The organism is Proteiniclasticum sp., assembly GCF_032054185.1.
GTDB lineage: Bacteria > Bacillota > Clostridia > Clostridiales > Clostridiaceae > Proteiniclasticum.
On sequence record NZ_DAMBTF010000007.1, the window covers coordinates 111,532 to 133,844 of the forward strand.

At 44.6% G+C, this 22,313-nt stretch carries 21 protein-coding genes; 7 read left to right on the forward strand and 14 right to left on the reverse strand.

Translation table 11 applies throughout. The features are described from left to right. Window positions 1-53: 53 nt before the first annotated feature. Both RTX25_RS05850 and RTX25_RS05855 read right to left on the reverse strand, forming a co-directional pair. Entirely contained in the window at window positions 54-1,379 is a 1,326-nt protein-coding gene (locus RTX25_RS05850) for a M20/M25/M40 family metallo-hydrolase (protein WP_312651695.1), read from the reverse strand. A 12-nt stretch (window positions 1,380-1,391) separates the two neighbouring features. Further along, a complete protein-coding gene (locus RTX25_RS05855; protein WP_312651697.1) occupies window positions 1,392-2,843 on the reverse strand; it encodes an AbgT family transporter in 1,452 nt (483 codons plus the stop codon). Window positions 2,844-3,089: 246 nt separating this feature from the next. Here RTX25_RS05855 and RTX25_RS05860 point away from each other — a divergent pair, with 246 nt between their 5' ends. Both RTX25_RS05860 and RTX25_RS05865 read left to right on the forward strand, forming a co-directional pair. Beyond that, window positions 3,090-4,352 carry a PQQ-dependent sugar dehydrogenase gene (locus tag RTX25_RS05860; RefSeq protein ID WP_312651699.1) on the forward strand — a complete coding sequence of 421 codons (1,263 nt, stop codon included), beginning with the start codon at window positions 3,090-3,092 and terminating at the stop codon, window positions 4,350-4,352. A gap of 3 nt (window positions 4,353-4,355) precedes the next feature. Then, complete coding sequence (locus RTX25_RS05865; RefSeq protein WP_312651701.1) at window positions 4,356-5,303, forward strand: hypothetical protein; 948 nt, start codon at window positions 4,356-4,358, stop codon at window positions 5,301-5,303. Between the two features lie 139 nt (window positions 5,304-5,442). Here RTX25_RS05865 and RTX25_RS05870 read toward each other — a convergent pair whose 3' ends face one another. The 3 genes from RTX25_RS05870 to RTX25_RS05880 form a co-directional block, all read right to left on the reverse strand. Then, on the reverse strand, window positions 5,443-6,711 hold the full coding sequence (locus RTX25_RS05870) for an SLC13 family permease (protein ID WP_397428522.1): 1,269 nt from the start codon (window positions 6,709-6,711) through the stop codon (window positions 5,443-5,445). A 300-nt stretch (window positions 6,712-7,011) separates the two neighbouring features. Next, entirely contained in the window at window positions 7,012-7,440 is a 429-nt protein-coding gene (locus tag RTX25_RS05875; protein ID WP_312651704.1) for a hypothetical protein, read from the reverse strand. 36 nt (window positions 7,441-7,476) lie between these two features. Then, window positions 7,477-7,950: a hypothetical protein gene (locus tag RTX25_RS05880; RefSeq protein WP_312651706.1), complete on the reverse strand. Its 474-nt coding sequence runs from the start codon at window positions 7,948-7,950 to the stop codon at window positions 7,477-7,479. A gap of 194 nt (window positions 7,951-8,144) precedes the next feature. On the opposite strand from RTX25_RS05880, the gene RTX25_RS05885 reads away from it, so the two are divergent. After that, entirely contained in the window at window positions 8,145-9,365 is a 1,221-nt protein-coding gene (locus RTX25_RS05885) for a 6-phosphofructokinase (protein ID WP_312651708.1), read from the forward strand. A gap of 113 nt (window positions 9,366-9,478) precedes the next feature. Here the strand turns inward: RTX25_RS05885 and RTX25_RS05890 are convergent, their stop codons facing one another. Together RTX25_RS05890 and RTX25_RS05895 are read right to left on the reverse strand one after the other, a co-directional pair. Beyond that, window positions 9,479-11,821, reverse strand: a complete 2,343-nt coding sequence (locus RTX25_RS05890) for a heavy metal translocating P-type ATPase (protein WP_312651736.1) — start codon at window positions 11,819-11,821, stop codon at window positions 9,479-9,481. Window positions 11,822-11,840: 19 nt separating this feature from the next. Continuing rightward, complete coding sequence (locus tag RTX25_RS05895) at window positions 11,841-12,203, reverse strand: metalloregulator ArsR/SmtB family transcription factor (protein ID WP_312651711.1); 363 nt, start codon at window positions 12,201-12,203, stop codon at window positions 11,841-11,843. A gap of 187 nt (window positions 12,204-12,390) precedes the next feature. Here RTX25_RS05895 and RTX25_RS05900 point away from each other — a divergent pair, with 187 nt between their 5' ends. Continuing rightward, window positions 12,391-13,020: a TrkA C-terminal domain-containing protein gene (locus tag RTX25_RS05900; protein WP_312651713.1), complete on the forward strand. Its 630-nt coding sequence runs from the start codon at window positions 12,391-12,393 to the stop codon at window positions 13,018-13,020. Window positions 13,021-13,041: 21 nt separating this feature from the next. After that, on the forward strand, window positions 13,042-13,332 hold the full coding sequence (locus RTX25_RS05905; RefSeq protein WP_312651715.1) for a DUF427 domain-containing protein: 291 nt from the start codon (window positions 13,042-13,044) through the stop codon (window positions 13,330-13,332). A 138-nt stretch (window positions 13,333-13,470) separates the two neighbouring features. On the opposite strand, the gene RTX25_RS05910 is transcribed toward RTX25_RS05905, so the two are convergent. From RTX25_RS05910 to RTX25_RS05920, 3 genes are all read right to left on the reverse strand, one after another. Beyond that, window positions 13,471-15,867, reverse strand: a complete 2,397-nt coding sequence (locus RTX25_RS05910; protein WP_312651717.1) for an AAA family ATPase — start codon at window positions 15,865-15,867, stop codon at window positions 13,471-13,473. A gap of 18 nt (window positions 15,868-15,885) precedes the next feature. After that, the gene (locus RTX25_RS05915) at window positions 15,886-16,557 is read right to left on the reverse strand and encodes a molybdopterin-dependent oxidoreductase (protein ID WP_312651719.1); all 672 of its coding nucleotides are present in this window, start codon (window positions 16,555-16,557) and stop codon (window positions 15,886-15,888) included. Window positions 16,558-16,678: 121 nt separating this feature from the next. Next, window positions 16,679-17,242 (reverse strand): GNAT family protein, encoded by a 564-nt coding sequence (locus RTX25_RS05920; RefSeq protein ID WP_312651721.1) that lies wholly within the window; start codon window positions 17,240-17,242, stop codon window positions 16,679-16,681. A 190-nt stretch (window positions 17,243-17,432) separates the two neighbouring features. Between RTX25_RS05920 and RTX25_RS05925 the strand changes: the two genes are divergently transcribed. Next, window positions 17,433-17,777, forward strand: coding sequence for a cupin domain-containing protein (locus RTX25_RS05925; protein ID WP_312651723.1), 345 nt, complete (start codon window positions 17,433-17,435; stop codon window positions 17,775-17,777). 82 nt (window positions 17,778-17,859) lie between these two features. On the opposite strand, the gene RTX25_RS05930 is transcribed toward RTX25_RS05925, so the two are convergent. Next, entirely contained in the window at window positions 17,860-18,468 is a 609-nt protein-coding gene (locus RTX25_RS05930; RefSeq protein WP_312651725.1) for a protein-L-isoaspartate(D-aspartate) O-methyltransferase, read from the reverse strand. A 144-nt stretch (window positions 18,469-18,612) separates the two neighbouring features. Here RTX25_RS05930 and RTX25_RS05935 point away from each other — a divergent pair, with 144 nt between their 5' ends. Continuing rightward, window positions 18,613-18,792 (forward strand): hypothetical protein, encoded by a 180-nt coding sequence (locus tag RTX25_RS05935; protein WP_312651727.1) that lies wholly within the window; start codon window positions 18,613-18,615, stop codon window positions 18,790-18,792. Window positions 18,793-18,839: 47 nt separating this feature from the next. On the opposite strand, the gene RTX25_RS05940 is transcribed toward RTX25_RS05935, so the two are convergent. From RTX25_RS05940 to RTX25_RS05950, 3 genes are all read right to left on the reverse strand, one after another. Then, the gene (locus RTX25_RS05940) at window positions 18,840-20,141 is read right to left on the reverse strand and encodes a DEAD/DEAH box helicase (protein WP_312651728.1); all 1,302 of its coding nucleotides are present in this window, start codon (window positions 20,139-20,141) and stop codon (window positions 18,840-18,842) included. Window positions 20,142-20,456: 315 nt separating this feature from the next. Further along, window positions 20,457-21,263, reverse strand: coding sequence for a class I SAM-dependent methyltransferase (locus RTX25_RS05945; protein WP_312651730.1), 807 nt, complete (start codon window positions 21,261-21,263; stop codon window positions 20,457-20,459). A 37-nt stretch (window positions 21,264-21,300) separates the two neighbouring features. After that, window positions 21,301-21,921, reverse strand: coding sequence for a class I SAM-dependent methyltransferase (locus RTX25_RS05950; protein ID WP_312651732.1), 621 nt, complete (start codon window positions 21,919-21,921; stop codon window positions 21,301-21,303). Window positions 21,922-22,313: the final 392 nt, after the last annotated feature.

Consider the following 22,313-nt stretch of genomic DNA (forward strand, 5'->3'; position numbering starts at 1 on the left):
CGTCGTGCTTTTCTAAAAGAATACCTGTCTTTGGACAATCGCAGGCTATTTTCTCACCCCTTTATCATAACCTTATAGAACTCGATCATAACCCTTAGATTATCCATATGTATCCGCTCATCCGTTGAATGAATTCTGTCGAGATCCTCATTATTCATTCTGATGCAGCTGAATCTCAGTATGTTTTCAGATAAACCCTCATATTTTCTGGCATCCGTTCCTCCTGCCATAAGATAGGGAAGAACCTTGGTCTCCGGAAAAACTTTATGGATATTCTTCTCCAGTTTTCTGAATGCTTCACTGTCATGGGGTGATACAGCTGATGCTTCTTCCTTGACGAGAGTCTCGTACTCAAGAGGAAGATGACGGTTCACCTTCATCATATGAGCGATGACATTCTCGTAAGTATCCCCTGGAAGAATTCTTGCGCTGAAAGTGACACTCGCTTCCTGAGGCATGACATTTGGCGCTGTTCCGGCATTCATCATCGTTGCCGCAATGGTCGTCCTGATGAGAGAATTCATGGTCGTACTCTTCGAGAGTACCCGTGACAGATAGGGAAAACTTCTGTCTATGGACTTCAGAAAGATGCCCTTTCTGCCCATATAGGGTGCCATACCCCTAAGCATCTCTGTCACCGGTGCAGTGAGTCTGGGCTTCATGGGGTTTTCTGAAAGCCTCAGAACCGCTTCCGATAATACTGTAATTGCCGATGTCCGCCCTGGCATTGAGGAGTGACCACCGTCACCCTTCGCTTTCACCCTGATCATAGAGGATCCTTTCTCTGCAACACCAACAAGTGCCACCGGTGTCTCTAGCCCCTCTACTACCCCTTCAACCACAGCTCCCCCTTCATCAAGGACAAGATCAAAAGTGATTCCTCTTTCCCTGAAGTAGGCAGCAATCTGTTTAGCCCCGTTCATTCCTCCGATTTCCTCATCAAAACCGAAAGCGATGTAAATATCCCTTTCACCCACATACCCTTCTTCAAGAATTTCCTCCATGGCTTCCATGATGGAAATAATCTGATTCTTATCATCAAGGGTTCCTCTTCCGTAGATATAGTCCTCTCTGATCTCACCGGAAAAGGGCGGTACTGCCCAGTCTTTTATCGTGCTTTCCTCAACAGGGACCACGTCATAATGGCCAAGAAGGAGAATCGGCGGATACTTCTTGGTTTTCGCTTCAAGATGATAGACCGGACTGAATTCACTGATCATCACCCTCTTTGTATATCTGTGCACATTTTTATAGGTTTTTTCGAGAAACTCAAGAAATGCCCGGTACTCGCCGTAATCCGTAAGGGTATAATCAGCATGGGATATGGTTCTGAAGGTGACTGCTTCACTCAAGTGTTTTGCTGCATCTGATGTCATCATGAAATCTCCCTCCTAAAACGGTCCATAGCCGAATGAGTTTGCAAGAAAAAGGAAACCTAAGGTGATGAAAAATACCACTGCCTGAATCTTGATGGACCACCTGATCCACTTCGGGTAGCTTACGACGGTAAGGCCCAGGGCAATCATCAGCGTAGGGTTTGTAGGAAACATCAGGTTCGAAAATCCGTCACCGAAACAGAAGGCGAGGATTGCTGTCTGCCTTGTGACATCAACCATATCCGTCAGAGGGAGGATGATGGGCATAACAAGAAACGCTTTTGCCGAGCCTGAACCGATGAAGAAATCAAGAACAAGAATGAGGACATACAGTCCGAGAACCGCAAGATTCGGACTGAGTCCCTCAATATACCCTGAGGCATAGAAAAGTATGCTGTCCATGACTTTGCCTTCTGTCATGATATGCTTGATGCTCATGGCCATGAGGATCAGAACTGCAGCTGGCAGCATGGAAAGAAAGCCTCTCATAAGATCCAGAAGAATCTCCCTGAAGGTTCCATATTCACTGAGTGCACCGCCCACAACCCCTGCGATGAGAAAAATGACCGCAACAAGAGGCAGCGTAATCTGGGAAAGTGCAGGCACAAAAAATCCCAGCAGAATCACGAATACCATCAGCCCCATGAAGATGGTATAGATTCTCACTGCTTTATCCATCTTCTTCTGATCGAAGTTCTGAACTTCTTCATCAAGGGAAAATCTTCTCTTTACCGCCCGGTCCTCCTGATATACAGGTGACAGGGACGGTTTCTTTTCGATTCTTCTTGCATAGAGGTACAGAAAGCCATATAGAGCAAGATATATGGTGATGAAGATCAGAATGCGGTAGGCCATACCGGAATATGGCGGAAGGTCTGCCAGTGTCTGAGCAACGCCTAAAGTAAAGGGATTGAAGATCGCTGCGGAAAAACCGAAGCCGGAAGCCATGGCACTGATGCCAAGTCCGACTAAAGAGTCCCATCCAAGGGAATAGGAAAGGGTTACGGCCATGGGCACCAGAACAATCAGTTCCTCAAATATTCCGAAGAGTGATCCGAAAAGCATGAAAAACAGAATCAGGATCCCCATGAGGATATACTTTCTCTTTTCAAAACGCTTTACAATAGAAGCCATGATATACCGAAGAATGCCGCTCTTATCAAGAACCCTGAAAGAAGACCCGATGAGGAGTATGAAAAGAATGATGACGATGATCGTCAGCGCATCGGGGCCAAAAAGCACTTCCACAGGTGCTGTAAACCATCTGTAGAAAGGATAGTCCACATTATTCATAAACCGGAATGAACCGGGAACCACAGACTCTCTGCCCTCAGTGAAGATCCGCTGATATGTGCCTGAGGGAATGATTTTTGTCAGAAGTCCCGAGAGTATCATGAGGATACCCAGGATGATTACAGAGGAAAGAAACGATTTCTTTGAAATGGTAATTCCGCTTTTCTCGTTCATGACATTCACCTCGCTGAAAAATTTGTTCTAGCCGTATGTTTATTCATCTATTAAGAAAATATTAGCATACTTAATACACAATGACTATGTTTTCAGGAAGAAGAGGCCCTCACTTCGTATTACCGATGCAGTTAAACGACACTCTTTCTCAGGAGAACTTTCAGATTTTACATCCCCCATATCCTTTGATACAATCAGATTAACTAAATTGCAGAATATTCAATTCATTTTAAGGAGATGAGAAAAATGAAGCCAGTTAAACTGATTGTCCCTCTCCTTGCCCTTATGCTTGCAGCATGCAATGTAAACCAGAAGGATGACGATATGGAGCCTCTTCCTCCTACAGGTACTGAAAACCCGGAGACACCTGTCGAAGAACCTGAAACCCCAGCAGCTGAAACCCCTTCTGATCGAGATGACGATGATTTTACGGTACCGGACTCCTTTCAGCCGGAAGAATACAGGCTTGAAGATGCTTTTCCAGGACTTACCTTCAAGGAACCTTTAGCACTTACCCATGATGAAACCGATGAAGATACTGTCTATGTCGTCGAGCGCCATGGACTTGTTTACTCCGTATCACTCGAGGATTCACAGGAAAAGGCGGTTTATCTTGATCTTTCTCAGGTGGTAGACATATCCGGACAGGAGATGGGCCTTCTTGGACTTGCTTTTCACCCTCAGTATAAAGATAACGGATACCTTTTCGTGAACTACACTAAGGAAGGCAAGACATTCATTTCGCGTTTCACCCATGAAGGTGTCTCTCCCGTGGATCTTTCCACAGAGAAGGTTCTTCTCTCCTATGACCAGCCTTTCAGCAACCATAACGGCGGAAGCCTTCTTTTCGGAGAAGACCGATATCTCTACATCGCATCAGGTGACGGCGGGTCAGGTGGAGATCCTGAGGACAATGCGCAGAATCTGGAAAGTTACCTCGGCAAACTCCTGAGGATCGATGTGGATACGGAAGATCAGGCATATCTCCTTCCTGAAGACAATCCTTTCAAGGGACAAGGCGGAAATATCCTGGAAGAAATCTATGCCTACGGTCTTCGAAATCCATGGAAATTCAGCTTTGACCCCGGCAGAAATCTCCTCATTGCAGCTGACGTGGGTCAGGGAGAAATCGAGGAAATCGATCTGATCGAATCTGGAGGAAATTACGGATGGAACCGCTTCGAAGGGACTAGCACGTACGAAGAGGGCTCATCCATAGAGAATCATATTCCCCCAGTCTATGAATATCCCCACTCAGAAGGGAAATCCATCACAGGCGGCTTCACGTATTATGGAGACGATATGGACAGCTTAAAAGGCGCTTATATCTACGGCGATTTCATCTCAGGAAGGATCTGGGCACTGTGGTTTGACTCAGATCTCAAAGCGGAAAACCATGATCTTCTGGATACGGATCTTATGATTTCCTCCTTCGGACTGGATAAGGAAGGAGAAATCTACATCATCGATTTTCAGGGGAAGATCTATACCATGAAAGAAGAGGACTGATCTATGGATGACCGGATACTCAGTGATGAAGCGCTGGATTTTCTTCTCTCCTCAGACCCTTGCATTATCTACCAGACCAGAAAGTATCTGCTGGAAGAAGATGTAGATACACTAAGAGAACTTCAGAAACAGACCTTGATCGACGGATTCGGAAAGCGTTTCCTGTCCCATCAGAATGACGACTACACTTTCGGAAAAAGCGACTATGTGGGCAAATGGACAAGCACCCATTACACCCTTCTTGATCTTCGCTATCTGGAAATCCCTCGAGACACGAAGGAAGCTATGATTCCTGCCCGGAACATCTTTCTTCAGCATAGAGCTTCTGATGGCGGTATCGCCATTTCCTCGGACAAAAAAAGCGATGTCTGCGTGAACGGCATGACACTGAACTTCTCGAGTTATTTTCTGGTCGAGGAAGATCTTCTGAAACCCCTGGTGGATAATCTGCTAGAGGTCAGTCTTTCAGACGGCGGCTACAACTGCAGATATAACCGCAATAATGTCAGGCACAGCTCCATGCATTCGACCATTTCCGTTCTTGAAGGGTTTCTTGAATATGAGAGAAACGGATACACTTACAGGCTTGAGGAGATTAAAGAAGCTGCAGAATGCGCCTCTCAGTTTATTCTTCAACATAACCTTTTCCGTTCCGACCATACGGGTGAGATCATCGATCATAAATTCCTCAATCTGGCCTTTCCCACACGGTGGAAATACGATATCCATAGAGCGCTTTACTATTTTATGGATCGAGGCTTTCCCTATGATAAAAGAATGGAGGAAGCGCTCATAATACTTAAGGAAAAACAGCATCCCGACGGCACCTTTTCAAAGGGCATCACCTACAGCGGTGAGCTCCACTTTCCTCTCGAGGAAGGAAGAAGAGGACATTTCAACACCTTAAGGTGCCTGAGAATCCTCAATGCATATGGAGAATTTCTCAGATAAACAGAATACCCAGAAATAATCCCCCAAAATCAGGAGAAGAAGTGCATTAGGCCTCATGATAAAGCCACTGCACTTCTTCTCTTCTTGATATACATATACTTATTCTTATGACTTATGTGATCTGTCTTTAGTTCACTTTCTACGCAAACAGGAACCAGGTCAGAATGTATCCTGAAAGAACCGCTACAAGAGTGAAGGGGACACCTATTCTTGTGAAGTCTTTCGTAGTCACTTCAAATCCCTGCTTAGAAAGAATACCGATACCGGCAATATTGGCTGAAGCGCCAATCGGGGTAAGGTTACCGCCTAAAGTGGCTCCGATAATGAGTCCGAAGTAGAGCACGGTCGGGTCTCCGCCAAGAAGCGATGCAATCCCCCCTATAACAGGAAGCATGGTCGCTGTGTAGATGATATTGTCGATGAATGCGGAAATCAGTACCGAAAACCATACGATGAGTGTATAGACAAGAAACAGATTATCTCCGGAAATTCTGACAAAGATTGCTGCGATATCTTCTATGACACCCACTTCAGAAATACCCCCTACGACCACAAAGAGTCCGGATAGAAGAAGAAGTGTCACATAGTCGATTTCTCTTATGGCGTTTGTTATGAGCTTTCTGTCATGATTGACCACATAGCTCTTGATGAGGCCCACAAAAAGCAGCGCCATACAGATGATTCCGTTGATGGTATCAGGCGTATTCGGCACAAACGATGCGATGATCAGTAGAATGACCATAAGTACAAGAAGAATACTTGGAAAATAATCGGTTACGACTGTCTTTTCCAGTGCAGCTACGGGCTGCTTCTCTTTTCTGAATATCCATAATAGGACAAGCGTGGACATGACCGCACCGACCTGAACAATGAAGAACAGGCCTGGAGTTCCTTTATAGATAAAGAAATCAAAGAAGTTCATATCAAGATGTCCAGCAAGAAGGATGGATGTGGTATCGCCCACAAGTGTCGCTGCTCCCTGAAGGTTAGATGACACAGAAATGGCGATGATGCTTGAAATTGGTGATACGCCAAGTTTTCTGCAGATGGTGAGGGCTACAGGCGCAACCATAAGGACTGTTGCAACGTTGTCAACGAACGCTGAGATGATTCCGGCAAACAAAGCCAGAGATACGATGGCCCACATGACATTAGGCGTTTTTGCTATGATGATATCCGCCAGAAGTGAGGGCATTTTTGAATCGATGAAAAGTGATACAAGACCCATTGTTCCTGCAATCATAAAAATGACATTCCAGTCGATGATGGAAAACACTCCACTAAGCGGAATAATCCCCAGGATCACAAAAAGCGATGCAGAAGTGACCGCTATTTTTGCTCTATGCTTAGGTAAGGAGAGCAGCAGTACATAAGTCAGGATAAAGATGATGATTGCGGTGATTTTCATGGTCATTCTCCTCGAATTATATTTGTTTTTCAGTCAAAAGATGCTATCAAAGGCATTTCAGCCCATAAAAAAAGACCCTTTACCAAAAACATTGGTAAAAGTCTCGCTTTCAAAGAAATTCGATTGGACAACCGGATTGTTAATCGTCATGACGACTGTCCACACTCTATACCTATAAGATACAGAGAAGCTACTCCCTAATACCAGATAATTCTACTTCAATTCAACCATAAAAACAAGCATTGATATTAATCTATCAATGCCTGGAAGTGCTCATATACCATGAAATTCACTTATTTTCTAAAAACTGTAATTCCGCTTTACGTAGACGATATGATAGATGATTGCTAAAAGCAGAAGCACGGCTACGATCCGATGTGCGATGAGCCATGGTCCTTTTTTCTTCTTTCTGATATAGGTACCAAATGCACCAAGACCCGCCTGGGTGAACATAAGGCCTGCAGCGACCGCGCCACTTGCAACCAATCCCCACCTGCTGAACTGGATAAAGAAATGCACCAGAATCCCACCCAGCGTAATGAAACCGAATATCCTATGGTTCCTGACGATAAAGGACATGACCATCTGGAAAGGTCCCTTCAGTTTCTCGTTCTTTCGGATCTCTTTACCCCATTTCCGGTTGATGAATTTCAGGATATAGTTCAGGATTGTAAATGAATAGGCGATGACAATGACCCATCCGAAAACAGCGCCCACAGTTGCATTCATAAGAAAACCTCCTCGTGTTAAAAGTGTTTTTCAAAATCAGTTGCCGAAAAATAACAGTCCATATGTATCGAGCAGTAATTTAAGATCCATTCCCATAAGTTCTATCATAATCACGACAAATACAAGAAAAAGCATGGCCATACTGTAATAGAGCGACATCCCTCTCAGCTTGAATAAAGTCATGACAAGCGCACTCAGTATGATCATCACAGACAGGATCATCCCTGTGTCGTTTTCAAGAACCATCTTCAGGAAAAGATACAGGGATATAAATGGAATGCCTAGCCCTCCTGCCTTGATCCTCACACTTTCCAGTCTGAATACAAATACGGTAATGATGAGAATCACAGACAGACCGATCACTGAATAGGTCAGAGTGGCGAGAAACCCGAAAGTTTCAAGGATATATCCTTCGAGATTATACGCTGCGATAACAGTAAGCCCCATGACAACAAGATTTCCAAAGACGACTAAAAGCAGCTTACCAGGAGACAGCCTTCTTTCTTCCATGCCATTACCCTCCCATGTATAAACATACGGTGAACTCTTATCTCAATGATACCATTTCCCGATTTTCCCTTGACGCTTTCTGCGAAAAATTAACAGAATGTCCTTTCTTTCTCTCTTCTTCTGTTCTTAAGTCTTATACAAATATGTTATGATAAAAGAAAATTCAAAATATTAGGCATAAGGCAGGTGCAGTTATGAAACTTGAAGGTAAGGTCGTTGTCGCTCAGGGTGGAGGACCCACAGCAGTAATCAATGAATCTCTTGTAGGTGTCGTTCTTGAGTCTCGAAAATTCCCTCAGATCACGAAGGTCTATGGGGCCATAAATGGTGTGCGCGGGATCATCAACGAGGATTTTCTGGATCTCACTCAGGAAACCACAAACAATCTGGAACGCGTGGCGGTAACACCCTCATCAGCACTTCTTTCCACTAGGGACAAACCGGATAAAGCATACTGTCAGGAAATCTTCAGGGTATTCAAAGCCCACGGTGTACGCTATTTTTTCTACATCGGTGGCAATGACTCCGCCGATACCGTAAGAATCGTCAATGAAGAAGCGGAGGCTTCAAACTATGAGTTCCGCGCCATCCATATTCCAAAGACCATCGACAATGATCTCATGATCAATGACCATACACCAGGTTATGGATCGGCAGCAAAGTTCGTTGCCCAGAGCTTCATCGGTCTGAATCTGGATAACAGAGCTCTTCCTGGTGTACACATCGGTGTTGTCATGGGCAGGCATTCAGGTTTTTTAACTGCCGCATCCTCCATTGCTCAGAAATATCCCGATGACGGCCCTCATCTCATCTACCTTCCAGAGCGCGCATTCAAGGTGGAAACCTTCCTATCAGATGTCAAAAGAATCTACGATCAGCATGGAAGATGCATCGTGGCTTTATCTGAAGGTATTGTGGACGAGAGCGGAGTGCCCATCATGGAAAGGCTGGGGAAAAGAGAGAAGGACTCCCATGGAAATGTATCCCTCTCCGGAACCGGTGCTCTCGGTGATCTTCTTACGAAAGAGATCAAGGACAAGCTGAAAATCGGTAGAGTAAGATCAGACACCTTCGGTTATCTCCAGAGATCTTTCCTCGGATGTGTATCCGATGTGGATCAGAGAGAAGCCAGAGAAGTCGGTGAAAAGGCTGCTCAGTTTGCCATCTGGCAGAACGTGGACGGTTCCATCACCATTCACCGAACAGGATTCTACTCTGTGGACTATAAACTGAGCAGCCTGAAGGATGTGGCTGCAAAAACCAAACTCATGCCTGACGAGTATATCAGCAGGGACGGAAACAATGTGACTGAGGCTTTCAAATATTATCTGGCACCACTTCTTGGATCCAATATGCCCGCAGCCTCCATGCTGAGAGCCCCAAGAGCGGAGAAGATTCTAAACAGAGATAAATAGAAAAAGCGAACCGGCAGAAGGGATAAATTTCCCCTTTTGCCGGTTCATTATTCAGCAGGATGTATTTTTTCTGATCTCCGATTTACTCTGCAGAAGATTTCTATATCGCCCTTTTACAGGTTTTCAGTCTTCATTGCCCTCATGGTGTTGATGACTGCAATCACCGTAACCCCCACATCTGCAAATACCGCTTCCCACATGGTTGCGTAACCTAGAGCACCCATGATGAGGAATATCCCTTTAACGCCCAGTGCAAAGATGATGTTCTGCCATACAATCTTTCGGGTTCTTCTTGCAATGTTTATGGCGGTGGCAATCCTTCCCGGTTCATCGGTCATAAGGACCACATCTGATGCCTCTATGGCTGCATCAGAGCCAAGAGCACCCATGGAGAATCCGATATCCGCTCTAGCTAGAACAGGTGCATCATTGATGCCGTCCCCAACGAAAATGATTTTCCCTTTTCCGTTCTGACTCTGGATCTCTTCAAGTTTCGCCACCTTATCCTGAGGTAGAAGCTCGGCATAAACCACATCGATGCCTAATGTCTTTCCGATCTTTTCTCCTACAGCTTTAAGATCACCTGTGAGCATCACAGTCTTTCTGATTCCAAGGGCTTTCAGATTTTCGATTGCCGCTTTCGCATCTTCCTTGATTTCATCCGAGATCACAAGATGCCCCGCATATTTCCCGTTTATGGAAACATAGACAACTGTGCCTAGGGTCTTGACGTCATCATACACAATGCTTTCCCTGACCATGAGTCTGCTGTTTCCTGCAAGGACTTCGTCTTCTTCAATCATTGCTCTTACGCCATATCCCGCAACTTCTTCATATTCTTTGATGCTTCTGTTATCAATTCTGTTTCCATAGGCTTTCAGCACAGACTCTGCGATCGGATGACTGGAATAGCTTTCTGCATAGGCACAGGCCTTAAGAAGCTCTTCCTTCGTGAATCCCCTAGAAGGCATAATCTCTGTAACTTCAAACTTTCCTTTTGTCAGTGTTCCTGTCTTGTCGAAGACCACCGTATCCACATCATTCAAGGCTTCAAGATAGTTTCCGCCCTTGATGAGAATTCCACGTCTTGATGCGCCGCCTATTCCACCGAAAAATCCCAGCGGTATGGAAACAACAAGAGCGCAGGGACAGCTGATGACAAGAAACACCAGTGCCCGGTAGATCCACTGGGCAAATGGGTCCCCTGTAAGAAGAGGAGGCACAGCGGCAATGATCAGAGCGGATATCACTACAAAAGGTGTGTAGTATCGTGCAAACTTCGTAATGAAATTTTCTGTAGGCGCTTTCCTTGAAGAGGCATTCTCCACAAGCTCCAGAATCTTCGATACTGCTGATTCTCCGAAAGTCTTTGTGACTTCAATCTTCAAAAGACCATTTCGGTTCAGAAATCCTGCCATGACTTCGTTACCGATATTTACCTCTCTTGGCATGGATTCCCCTGTCAGAGCTGAAGTATCCATCATGGAGCTTCCATCTATGACGTTTCCGTCAAGAGGCACTTTTTCGCCCGGTCTGACCAGAATGACATCTCCGGCAGATACTTCTTCAGGAGAAACTTTAATGCTCTCACTGCCTTGAACAAGATGAGCAAAATCCGGTCTGATGTCCATAAGCTCTCCGATGGACTTTCTTGATTTTTCCACTGCAAAGTCCTGAAACAGCTCTCCCACCTGATAGAAGAGCATGACTGCAACACCTTCGGGAAACTCTCCGATGAGGATTGCCCCGATGGTCGCAACGGACATAAGAAAATTCTCATCAAACACCTGTCCACGAAGGATGTTTCTGCCTGCTCTAAGAAGAATCTCTCCTCCCACCAGGAAATAGGAAGAGGAAAAGAGAAGATTCTTAAGAAGACCCTCCACCGGAAGAAGAACAGCTATAAGCATCAGCAGTGCGCTTCCTGCAATTTTCAGCATATCTTCTTTATGCTGGGACCAAAGTGACCTTGCATTCATTTTACCCGATGGACTTCTGTCACTTAAGGAGATCGCTTCTGTATCTCCCTCGATTTCTTTTACAATGCTTTTTATCTTTTCCAGCTCATGTCTTGAAAGATTTCCTTCCTTGGGGGTAATTCTCATTTTCTTCGTCACAAAGTCGATACTTACCCCTTCAACCCCTTGAATCTTTCCAATCTCATTTTCCATCTTCATGGCACAGTTTGCGCACGATAGACCTTCCAGAAGGAACGTCTCCTCCGAAGACCTGTTCTTGTCGATTATATCGATATCGGGTTCATGACTCAGCACGATTCCTTTCACCTTTCCCATGATTTCTTCTTCCTCGAAAACAGGATCATATTCAAGTGAAAGAGTCTTCGTGACAAAGTTCACCCTTGCATTTACGCCTTCCATGGCATTGGCTTCATCCTCGATTTTCGCTGAGCAGTTTGCACAGGAAAGACCCTCGAGAACCAGCTCTTTTTTCTTCATTTCCATATCTAAATCACTCCTATGCTTCGCTGATGTGTTCCATTCCCTGATCGAATATGGTTCTGACATGATCGTCTGCAAGGCTGTAATAGACGATTTTTCCTTCCCGCCTGTTTTTGACGAGCTTCGCCTGCTTCAGCACCCTCAGCTGATGAGAAATAGCAGACTGAGTCATGTTGAGCGCAAATGCGAGATCGCAGGTGCACATCTCATGGGTATCAAGTGCCCATAGAATCCTGACTCTTGTGGAGTCGCCGAAGACTTTAAAGAGCTCTGCAAGATCAAGAAGGGACTCTTCCCTTGGCATTTTCAGTCTGACCAGTTCCATAACATCTTCATGAATCACATCACAGTCACATTTTTCTGCTGCTGTCTTTATCATTTCATTACCCCCATCTATACGATCAAACGATTGAACAATCATTCAATCGTTTGATCTGATTATACGGCAGCCCTCATCAGGTGTCAACGTCACTTTCTGAAAACATATTATGAAGATATTGACAAAATACTGCAGAACATTGTCTTCATGATATAATGAGGACATAAACAGATTGGGAGTGTTATTGATGGATAAAGAAATAAGAATTAAAGTTCCCCGCTATAAACAGATCGCCCTGGATATCGCATCCAGAATTGCTAATGGAGAGTTCAAAGAAGGCGCAAAGATATTCGGCCGTTCCTCTCTTGCAGGCGAATACAACGTCTCGCCAGAGACCATAAGACGTGCCATCATTCTCCTTGAAGACATGGAAGTCGTTCAGGCGACCTTAGGAAGCGGTGTGGTCATCACATCCAAAAGAAATGCCCATAAATATATGGAGAGCAATCAGAACAAGGAAAGCATATCTTCATTAAGAAGTGATGTGCTTGATCTTCTGGCTAAGAAAAAAGCCATTGAAACTGAGATCATGGAGATCATCGATAAAATCATCGACTACTCCGAAAGACTGAAGAACACGAATCCCATGAATCCCGTTGAAATTCCCATCAGTGATGATTCCCATCTCATCGGAAAAACCATCTCCGAGAGCAAATTCTGGCAGAACACCGGCGCAACAATCATCGGAATCCGTAGAGGAAAGGATCTTATTCTATCACCAGGACCCTACATGGAAATGGAGAAAAACGACAAGATTCTAGCAGTAGGTGATGCGGCAATCATAGAACGGGCAAAGGATTTCATGAAAACCCTTTAGCAGAAAAAAGGAGGTGTAGAAATGATCGTAGCAACCTGGAACGATGAAGTCATCGCACGAAGCGACAGAACCATCATAGTTGAAGATAACCATTACTTCCCACCTGAAGATGTAAAAACTGACCTGCTGACGGAAACGGACCATCATACGACGTGTCCCTGGAAAGGCGAAGCAAGTTATTTCGATATTGAAATAAACGGAAAGAAAAACGCCAATGCCGCCTGGACCTATAAAGAGCCGAAGACTGCAGCCGCTGAAATCAAAAATCATGTTGCTTTCTGGAAAGGCGTAAGTGTCAAGGAAGAAAAATAGTCTCCTTACACAGGTGAATATTCATGCCATTTTAAAGGAGAAGACTGATATTCAGCCTTCTCCTTTTCTGTCCCAAATCCAAAACTCATCAGAAGAAGAGGTGACCAGTAAATCAGATGAATCGTCCATCTGGAAAATCTATCTCTTCATGGCGTGAATGGCTTCGGAAAATCTTCTGAGTTTCTTATGGGCAAGATCAAAAACACTTCCTTCAACAAAGCCTTTATCGGTATTTCTTCCTGAAGACCTTCCCGTAAGCACTTCAATACCTTCATCTATGGATTTTATGGCATAGATATGGAAAAGTCCTTCCTTCACCGCAACGATGATTTCATCCTTCAGCATCAGGTTATCCACGTTCTGCACCGGAATCATGACGCCATGACTGCCGTCAAAGCCCTTTTCTCTGCAAACATCGAAGAATCCCTCGATTTTCTCCGTTACGCCTCCTATGGGCTGGATTTCACCTCTCTGGTCCACTGATCCTGTGACAGCTATGCCCTGCCTGATCGGTACATCGGACAGACTGGACAGAATCGCGTAAAGCTCTGCACTCGAAGCGCTGTCGCCATCGATTCCTCCATAGGACTGTTCGAAGGTGACCTGAGCGGTAAGCCCAAGAGGCTTTTCCTGTGCAAATGTTCCCCCCAGATAACCGGATAAGGTCAGCACACCTTTGGTATGACTGCTTCCGCTCATCTTCGTTTCCCGTTCGATATTGATGACTCCCTCATCACCCGCATAGGTCCTAGCTGTGATTCTTGTGGGAATTCCGAACATATACCCTCCAGTATCCAGCACCGAGAGACCGTTGATCTGTCCCACTTCCATACCTTCCGTATGAATGAGGATATTGCCCTTTGTGATCTGTTCCCGGATTCTCTCCTCCAGCCTGTCTTCCCTTTCCTTTCTTTCCTCAATCGCTTTTTTCACATGGTCCTCCTCCACTTCTCCCGCTTCTTCCTGGGAAGCGACGGCAGAGGATTCATAGATGACTTCAGTCACTTTATTGAATCTTGTGGAGAGCTTGTTCTGATCGCCTGCTATCCTCGATCCGAACTCTATGACTTTTCCTATTGCGGGCTTAGTAAAGGGAAGAAGATTATCTTTTTCACACATGGCATCAACAAAGGAAACATACTGCCTGAGATTTTCCCTGGTTCTTGGCATATCCACATCAAAGTCCACCCTCACCTTGAACAGCCTCTGAAGATCATCGTCAAGGCTGTAGAGCATATAATAGATTTCCGGATCGGAAATGATGATGATTTTGAGATCCAGCGGCATGGGTTCAGGTCTTATGGTTCCTGCAGGGACAAGCCTGTACTGCTCTCCGATATTCTCCACCACAGCTTTTCTATGCTTGACGGCTTTTTTAAGCGTTTCCCAGGCGTAGGGGTCCTGAAGAATGTCCCTGATCTGAAGAATCAGGAAGCCCCCATTGGCATGGTGTATGGCACCGGGTCTCAGCATGGTGAAATCTGTATTCATGGACAGCATATGACTCTTGTACTCAAGCTTTCCGAACAGGTTATAGTAGTTCGGATTGGGCTCCAGAACAACAGGTGCACTGACGCAGGATCTGTTGTTGACGAAGACATTGACCTGATATCGGATGAATGGGTCCTTTTCTTCCTGCATGAATGGAGAAGCCTCGCGGTTCTCCTCCTGTGGAGCTTTTGCAAGGAAAATCTTATGATGTTCCACCACATCTTTCATGAGCTCATTCAGATAATCCTCGATTTTCGTGAATCCCGAATATCTGGATTTAAGCAGTTCGACTCTTGGCTTGACCACCTGAAAAGTGATGCTTTCTTCAAGTATTCTCATCTCTTCTTTGGCACCGTCTTCAAGGCGCTGACTTTCCTTCAAGGTGTCATCAAGAGACCTCGCCAGTCTCCTTCCCTTCTCATCCAGACTCTTTTTCTCTTCTTGCGAGAGACGCTCAAATACATCTGGCGGCATCTGCATTCCGTCTTTGACCGGGATGAATACAAATCTGGGCGGTACAGGCTTCATCTCAAAACCTTCACTTTTCGCTTCCTTTTTGATTTCCTGATACTGCCGGTCCAGCTTTTCCTGAAGGGTCATTATAATACGGTCTCTCTTTCCCTCATACTCTCCATCTTCAAACGCCTTGGCTACCTGTTCCTTGAGATCCTCCACCAGATCCTGCATATCCTTCTGAAAGATCTTTCCTTTTCCTGCCGGAAAATCCACAATTTTAGGTCGGTCTTCATTTTTGAAATTATGGATATAGCACCAGTCTCTTGGCAGCTTCTTCATTCTCTCAGACGCCTGCATCACTATGGCTTCAGTATAAGTGCTCTTTCCTGTACCATGAGGTCCTACAACAAATATGTTGTAGCCTGGAGCATCCATGCCAAGACCAAACTCCATGGCAAGAACTGCTCTCTCCTGACCGATGACCCCTTTGTAGGCTTCAGGCTTCTCAGCCTCGCTGTACTCTCCCAGCTCAAGGTCGACACTGCATACTTTCTTCAGACGTTCTATCGGAACCGCATATTTTTGCATGAAAAAATCCCTCCTTAACTATGGAATTTCCGCTTCATTATCATATCCCCGTTTTTCCCATGTCCCTTCATAATCCACTTCGTCCGACACCTCGATTTCCACCAGCCATCTTGCCCATTTATAACCAAGCTTATCTTCAGGGACCACAATAAACGGATACCCCAGAGGTTCGCTGAGCACCTCTCCGTTAGAAGAAAATGCAAGAATCATATCCTTATCAAGGATTTCCTCCAGAGGCATTGATGTTGTATACCCGTCATGACATCTGAAGATGAGGATTTCCCCTTCCGGCTTAAGCTTCGCTTTCGCTAATAGATCCGTGATCCTGACACCTCTCCAGAGTATGGTCGCATCCCATCCTTCCACGCAGTATAACGTGATGAGCTTCTCTATCTGTGGAAGCTCAAGCACTTCTTCATAGGTAAACGCAGTCTCTTTCTCCACCAGTCCTTTGACTTTGAGCGTATAGTTCTCCATTTCCACTCTCTGGATCCCTTTTATGGAGTTGTCCCTCGGCCCAATGGACGGATCAAGTCTTACCCCCTGGTAGTCTCGGATCTCCTTTTCCGTAAACCGCTCCTCTGTCGCCTTTGACATGATCTTTCCATACTCCCTGTTTATTTCGGACCGACCGCAGCCGGCTGAGGCCATAAGGACAACCATGATAAGGATGATTCCCGTTTTCTTCAATATCTTCTCCCCCCATCTAAAAAACACCACCAGTACAAAGCTGTGACGCTCTGCCTAGCGGTGCTGTAATGAATGTACGCCTCTGATGTCCCGATACCTGCGATCTAGACAGTTGTTACTTTCACCTTTTAAAATCTCTGTTTCTGTTTTCTTTAACTGACTGCTCATACTCCTCTTTCGTTATGGAATAGCAGACATCATCTACAATCCTTCCATCTGGAAGAATCGATGAAAGCCTGAGCGTTCCTTCGTACTGGAATCCGGCTTTTTCAAGCACTCTCTTCGACTGCTGATTGAACGGGTAATGATACGCAGAGACAATTCTAAGTCCAAGCTCGTAGAACGCATAATGGAGAACCGCATTCACCGCCTCAACCATAAGTCCTCTACCCCAATAGGGCTTTCCCATGGCATAACCGATCATCATCCCTTCCTTGTAATCCCGTTTCATGTCTTCATGAAGGCCGATGGAACCGATCACTTTACATGGACCTTTAAGTTCCAGAGCAAACAGATCTGCGCTGGCCATAAATGTCTTCAGAATATCCCTTGAATACTCTTTTGTCTTATGAGGTTTCCATCCTGCGGAAGGACCCACATCAGGATCTCTGGCATACTCGAAAAAATCGTCAAGATCTGAATTTCTGAACCTTCGCAGGATCAGCCTTCCCGTTTCCTTATTCATATGAAACACCTCTTTTATGCAATATATCTTTGATTCTATCTTAACTCATAAGCCAAAGTCAGGTCAAAAGAATTAGAGAAATAATTAATAACATTCAAGTAAGACCGTTCATGTTTTTACAGAGAATGAAGATCTTTCTTTACTTCAGATAGGCGTATACTGAAAGAAAATAGGAAAGGAGCTTATTAAGATGATTGAAACTATATTTCCATTTGCACTGGGTAACGAGAAAAAAGTGGAGAAACTCATTGACCATCCCGTCGCCATGGTCAATCACATGGTCTTTCCTAAGGACCATGGACTCCCTGAGCACTATTCAAACTCCAATGTCTACATGATTGTGGTAAGAGGAACCTTGACCATTCAGCTTGATGATCAGGAAGCACATGAATATCCGGCGGGAAATATCCTCACTATCCCTTATCATGTGAAGATGAATGTGGGCAACAGCCATGACGAAGTGCTTGAACTCTTTGTCATCAAAGCACCTGCTCCTTCTCATTATAAGGAAGAACCTGCTGCAGATAACAGATAAGGAAACGTGAAGAATAGGACAAAAAACAGATGGATCAGGCTTAAGTGATGCAAAGCAGAGCTTAAGTCTGATCCATTCTCGTTTACTTCTTATTCCAGCCATACTTCCCCTTCATCTCCACGAACCTTACCATCTCCACCGTCTCTACCTCGAAGGTTCCATCTTTCTTCTTTCTTATGAGCTGAAGTTCCTGAAAATCTTGAGGTCCCACAGGAATAAGCATCAGACCGCCTTCTTTCAGCTGACTGATGAGTTCAAAAGGCAGCGAGGCGGCAGCTGCAGTAACCATGATCCGGTCAAAGGGTGCCTCTTCAGGCCACCCGAGGCTTCCGTCACCTGTTCTGAAATGAATGTTCCCATAGCCCATCTTCTTCAGTCTTTCCTGTGCCTTCACCGTAAGATCGGATATCCTTTCGATGGTAAAGACCTCCTTCGAAAATTCAGCAAGGATACAGGTCTGATAACCCGAACCAGTCCCGATTTCAAGCACTTTATTGTCTTTCTCGGGTCTCAGATGAGCGGTCATCATAAGCACAAGGCTCGGCTGCGATATGGTCTGTTCAAACCCGATGGGGAGCGGTCTGTCAACATAGGCATAATCCCTGAACTCGTCTTCCAGAAACTGTGAACGGTCAAGAGATCTGAAAAAAGCTTCCAGTTCTTCATATTTCATGATCATCCCTCTCTTCATCTTTTTTCAACCCCAATATATACCCTTACTCTATGAAGCACAATAAGTTTCATCCATTGTTCAAACAATGCTCACACTCATTTATCAAAAGTCTTCTATACTTGAAGTAGTGAAAAAAGCTGAACAGACCGAAGGAGTGATATTATGTCTAAGGATAAAGAGAAAGAAATAAAGCATCCAAAGAATGATGACTTTTATGATGCCCCTGAATCAGGTACGGTGGTCCATGAAGAAGATCCCGCCAAACCATCTGAAGCACATAATGACCAGGCGAAGGATTCCATAGGAGAAGCACCGGAATCGGGAACCATCAGAGAGAAATAACCCTCATGTAAGCAGAAGGCACCCGTAAAGGGTGCCTTCTTTGTAGGTTATACAGCCTTTTTCTTCTGGCTGTAGCTGTTTCTTCTGCTGTCATTTCTGCCGCTTCTTGAGCTTCCTCGACTGTCTGTCTGCTGAGATGAGCCCCTCTGCTGATTTCTTGAAGGCTTGCTGCTTGCATAGCTCCTTGTATCCGTTTTAGGTTCAACAGGCATATCCACCAGGGGATAGGCATGTTCTTCAACAACAGGAATGGCTTTTCTGATGAGCTTTTCAATGTCTCTTAGGAGGTGCTTCTCTTCTGTATCACAGAAGGATAGAGCTGCTCCGCCAAGTCCTGCTCTTCCTGTACGTCCGATTCTGTGGACATAGGTTTCAGGAACTTCAGGCAGGTCATAGATGATGACATGGGAAAGTTCTTCCACATCGATTCCTCTTGCGGCAATATCTGTCGCCACGAGAATCTTTGTAATCTTTTCTTTAAAGTTCTTCAGTGCAAGCTGTCTTGCATTCTGGGACTTGTTTCCGTGAATGGCCTGAGCTTCAAACTTGTTTCTTAGGAGCTCTTTTACGATCTTGTCTGCACCATGCTTTGTTCTTGAGAATACAAGAACACGGTCTATGTCTTCTTTCTTCAGAAGATCCATGAGAAGAGAGATCTTGTTCTTCTTGTTGACATGATAGACCGACTGCCTGATGGTATCCACCGTTGAAGCTACAGGCGTAATCTCAACTTTTACAGGATGATCAAGAATCGAATCGGCAAGTGTAGCGATTTCCTTCGGCATTGTTGCGGAAAAGAACAGTGTCTGTCTTTTCTTCGGAAGAAAAGCGATGATCTTTCTTACATCATGAATCATCCCCATATCGAGCATCATGTCCGCTTCATCCAGGACGAAGAATTCCACTTCAGACAGCTTGATGTATTTCTGATTGATGAGATCAAGAAGTCTTCCAGGTGTTGCTACAAGAATGTCCACACCTCTGCTTAAAATCGAAGTCTGGGGATTCTGTGAAACGCCTCCGAAAATGACTGTAGTCTTCAGATTCAGGTATTTGCCGTAGGTTTCGAAGCTTTCAGCGATCTGGATAGCCAGTTCTCTTGTGGGTGCCAGAATAAGAGATCTTATGGGTCTCTTTCCCTTTACGGCTGGTGCCTTGGAGAGGCCTTCAAGAATCGGCAGCGCGAACGCTGCAGTTTTTCCTGTTCCTGTCTGAGCGCAGCCCAGAAGGTCATGACCTTCAAGAAGAGGCTTTATGGATCTTTCCTGTATCGGTGTCGCCTCATTATAGCCGGCATCTTTAAGAGCCCTCTGTATCGGCATGTTCAGACTGATATTTTTAAATAACAATATTTACTCCTTTTTGCATGACATCTTTGTCCATGCTTCTTTTACTCACTTTTTTCTCTGACTTTGGTATCTCAGGATAATTTTCAATTAAAATAAGGAACGCTGCAATGCGTTCCCTACATTGATTTCTCTTCATTCCTGATGACCAAATGGAAATTCACTTCATAAAAAAGCATCGATATGGTCACTACCTAAAAAAGTTGCTTCATACACTATATCACAGATTCGGAATTAATGCTTGAAAATCAGAAAAACAGTGAAACTGTTTCAGGATTGTATTTCATGACTACTTGAATCTAATCTGCTGCCAGGTCTTCATATTTTGCGAGCAGTAAGGGTAAAGGTCTTGGGAATCCCCTTATCGAACGCTTCACCGGAGAGATTCGGCTCTTCTTTCAGTTTGACGATCATGAGACCTGAGCCCGCAACTGCTGTGACGATTTCACCCAAGGTCCACTTACGAAGAAACACTTTCTGTGTAGGAGTGCCTGGAAGATATTTCCCGTAGGAGATTTCGCTTTCCACAAGGCCATCGTCAAAATAGTCTCCATCCACTTTATGCTTTCTGATTTTAGCTGTTGTGCCTCTAGAACTGATGAGCTTGGTACTTATAGGGTGAAAATCCCGCACAACAAATAAGCCGCCTTTTTTCAGAAGCTGGACTGCTGTATTCAGAAGCGGTGAAAGGTCACTGAAGTAGTGCAGTATGCCCATCTCGGCAAACACCAGATCATAATCTCCCGTAAGTTCATCTTCAGGAACAGATGTAACATCTGCGAGAACATATTTCACTCTGCGCTCTGTTTTCTTTGCCATCTCTAGAGCATATCTCCTGTTGCCTTCTGAGAAGTCAAACACAACTGCATCCGCACCAAGCTGTGCTAGCGCAAGTGCCTTCATTCCATGTGAACCCATGAGGTTTGCAATCTTCTTTCCTTTCACATCGCCGAACTCATCCATTATTACGCCTACAGTTTTCTCAGCATTCAGAACAATTCTTTCTGCCGCCTTTGTGGGCTCTCCGTATTTTGCACACCATGCTTCATAAGCCAGATCATTCCATGCCTGCTCATTTTCAGCTATGGTGACTTCATCTGTCTTCCCTTCGTTTATCTTATCCATATTCCACCTCATATCATATCTCTTAAGTATTTCTCGTCTATTCAATACCCGCTGTTATCCGTGGTCCATCAGCTTCCATGACATACCATGACGCTCTTTCACCGACCTGAGTGATCGTGACCGTCTCAAAGACTTCCCGCATTTCCTCTTCCGCCGTTCTGATGAACCCAAAATAGTCTCCATTTTCGAGATATTCGATAATGGTCGTTGGTAGAGAACGATTCCTGTTGTAGTCATGGATGATTACCTTTCGCCTTGATATCCTCTTCATTTCCTTGTACAATCCCATTCGCTCTTCTTTACCCATCCCATGGAGAACAAAAGAACTGATGACGAGATCAAAGGAGTTGTCTTTAAATGGAAGTCTCTTTCCTTCAGCATGATGAACATATCTGATTTCCTGATGCCTTGTCTTCCATCTGGCCACTTTCAGCATTTCTCCGGCCTGATCGATACCTGTCACCCTGAACCCGGCTTCTTCCAGTACCGATAAAAGAGCTCCAGTGCCACAGCCCAGATCAAGCACCTGCATAGGGGGCATGATTTTCTCATTGCTCAGCATATCCGGTACAAAGGCGTACTTCCTTTTCTGCAGATTAAAAAACATCCCATATATGGGTGCTATACGGTCAAACAGATTATTTTTCGATTTGTCCAATGAGGCCACCCCTTCCGAGTGCGTTTCACAATAACTTAAGCAAATTATCTGATTCTATTCTGCACTGAAACCAGAAGTTAATCAAGAACTGTATGATGAATATACAATAAAGAAGACTTTGTCCCATGTCGGTATCTGTCCCAATAAATATGATTTTTGAGTATTGCTAATGTATTATGAGCACTCTTTTCTAGTCACGTCTATACCCATATAAATTTATCCTTCATGCAGAATATAAGTATTCTCTCTTTTTCATAACTGTACCCTTTATTGAAAAACTTCTGCAAGATGTCTGACTTAACATGGCAGATCAATAAATTCATACATTCTTCATATCCTTAGTGTAAAATTATTGTTGGTTAAAAGAAAAAAGAGAATAGCTCTAACCGTGT

Coding starts and splice junctions, on each gene's coding strand:
- RTX25_RS05850 (WP_312651695.1), bottom strand. CDS start 1,379: ATGATGACATCAGATGCAGCAAAACACTTGAGTGAAGCAGTCACCTTC.
- RTX25_RS05855 (WP_312651697.1), bottom strand. CDS start 2,843: ATGAACGAGAAAAGCGGAATTACCATTTCAAAGAAATCGTTTCTTTCC.
- RTX25_RS05860 (WP_312651699.1), top strand. CDS start 3,090: ATGAAGCCAGTTAAACTGATTGTCCCTCTCCTTGCCCTTATGCTTGCA.
- RTX25_RS05865 (WP_312651701.1), top strand. CDS start 4,356: ATGGATGACCGGATACTCAGTGATGAAGCGCTGGATTTTCTTCTCTCC.
- RTX25_RS05870 (WP_397428522.1), bottom strand. CDS start 6,711: ATGAAAATCACCGCAATCATCATCTTTATCCTGACTTATGTACTGCTG.
- RTX25_RS05875 (WP_312651704.1), bottom strand. CDS start 7,440: ATGAATGCAACTGTGGGCGCTGTTTTCGGATGGGTCATTGTCATCGCC.
- RTX25_RS05880 (WP_312651706.1), bottom strand. CDS start 7,950: ATGGAAGAAAGAAGGCTGTCTCCTGGTAAGCTGCTTTTAGTCGTCTTT.
- RTX25_RS05885 (WP_312651708.1), top strand. CDS start 8,145: ATGAAACTTGAAGGTAAGGTCGTTGTCGCTCAGGGTGGAGGACCCACA.
- RTX25_RS05890 (WP_312651736.1), bottom strand. CDS start 11,821: ATGAAGAAAAAAGAGCTGGTTCTCGAGGGTCTTTCCTGTGCAAACTGC.
- RTX25_RS05895 (WP_312651711.1), bottom strand. CDS start 12,203: ATGATAAAGACAGCAGCAGAAAAATGTGACTGTGATGTGATTCATGAA.
- RTX25_RS05900 (WP_312651713.1), top strand. CDS start 12,391: ATGGATAAAGAAATAAGAATTAAAGTTCCCCGCTATAAACAGATCGCC.
- RTX25_RS05905 (WP_312651715.1), top strand. CDS start 13,042: ATGATCGTAGCAACCTGGAACGATGAAGTCATCGCACGAAGCGACAGA.
- RTX25_RS05910 (WP_312651717.1), bottom strand. CDS start 15,867: ATGCAAAAATATGCGGTTCCGATAGAACGTCTGAAGAAAGTATGCAGT.
- RTX25_RS05920 (WP_312651721.1), bottom strand. CDS start 17,242: ATGAATAAGGAAACGGGAAGGCTGATCCTGCGAAGGTTCAGAAATTCA.
- RTX25_RS05925 (WP_312651723.1), top strand. CDS start 17,433: ATGATTGAAACTATATTTCCATTTGCACTGGGTAACGAGAAAAAAGTG.
- RTX25_RS05930 (WP_312651725.1), bottom strand. CDS start 18,468: ATGAAGAGAGGGATGATCATGAAATATGAAGAACTGGAAGCTTTTTTC.
- RTX25_RS05935 (WP_312651727.1), top strand. CDS start 18,613: ATGTCTAAGGATAAAGAGAAAGAAATAAAGCATCCAAAGAATGATGAC.
- RTX25_RS05945 (WP_312651730.1), bottom strand. CDS start 21,263: ATGGATAAGATAAACGAAGGGAAGACAGATGAAGTCACCATAGCTGAA.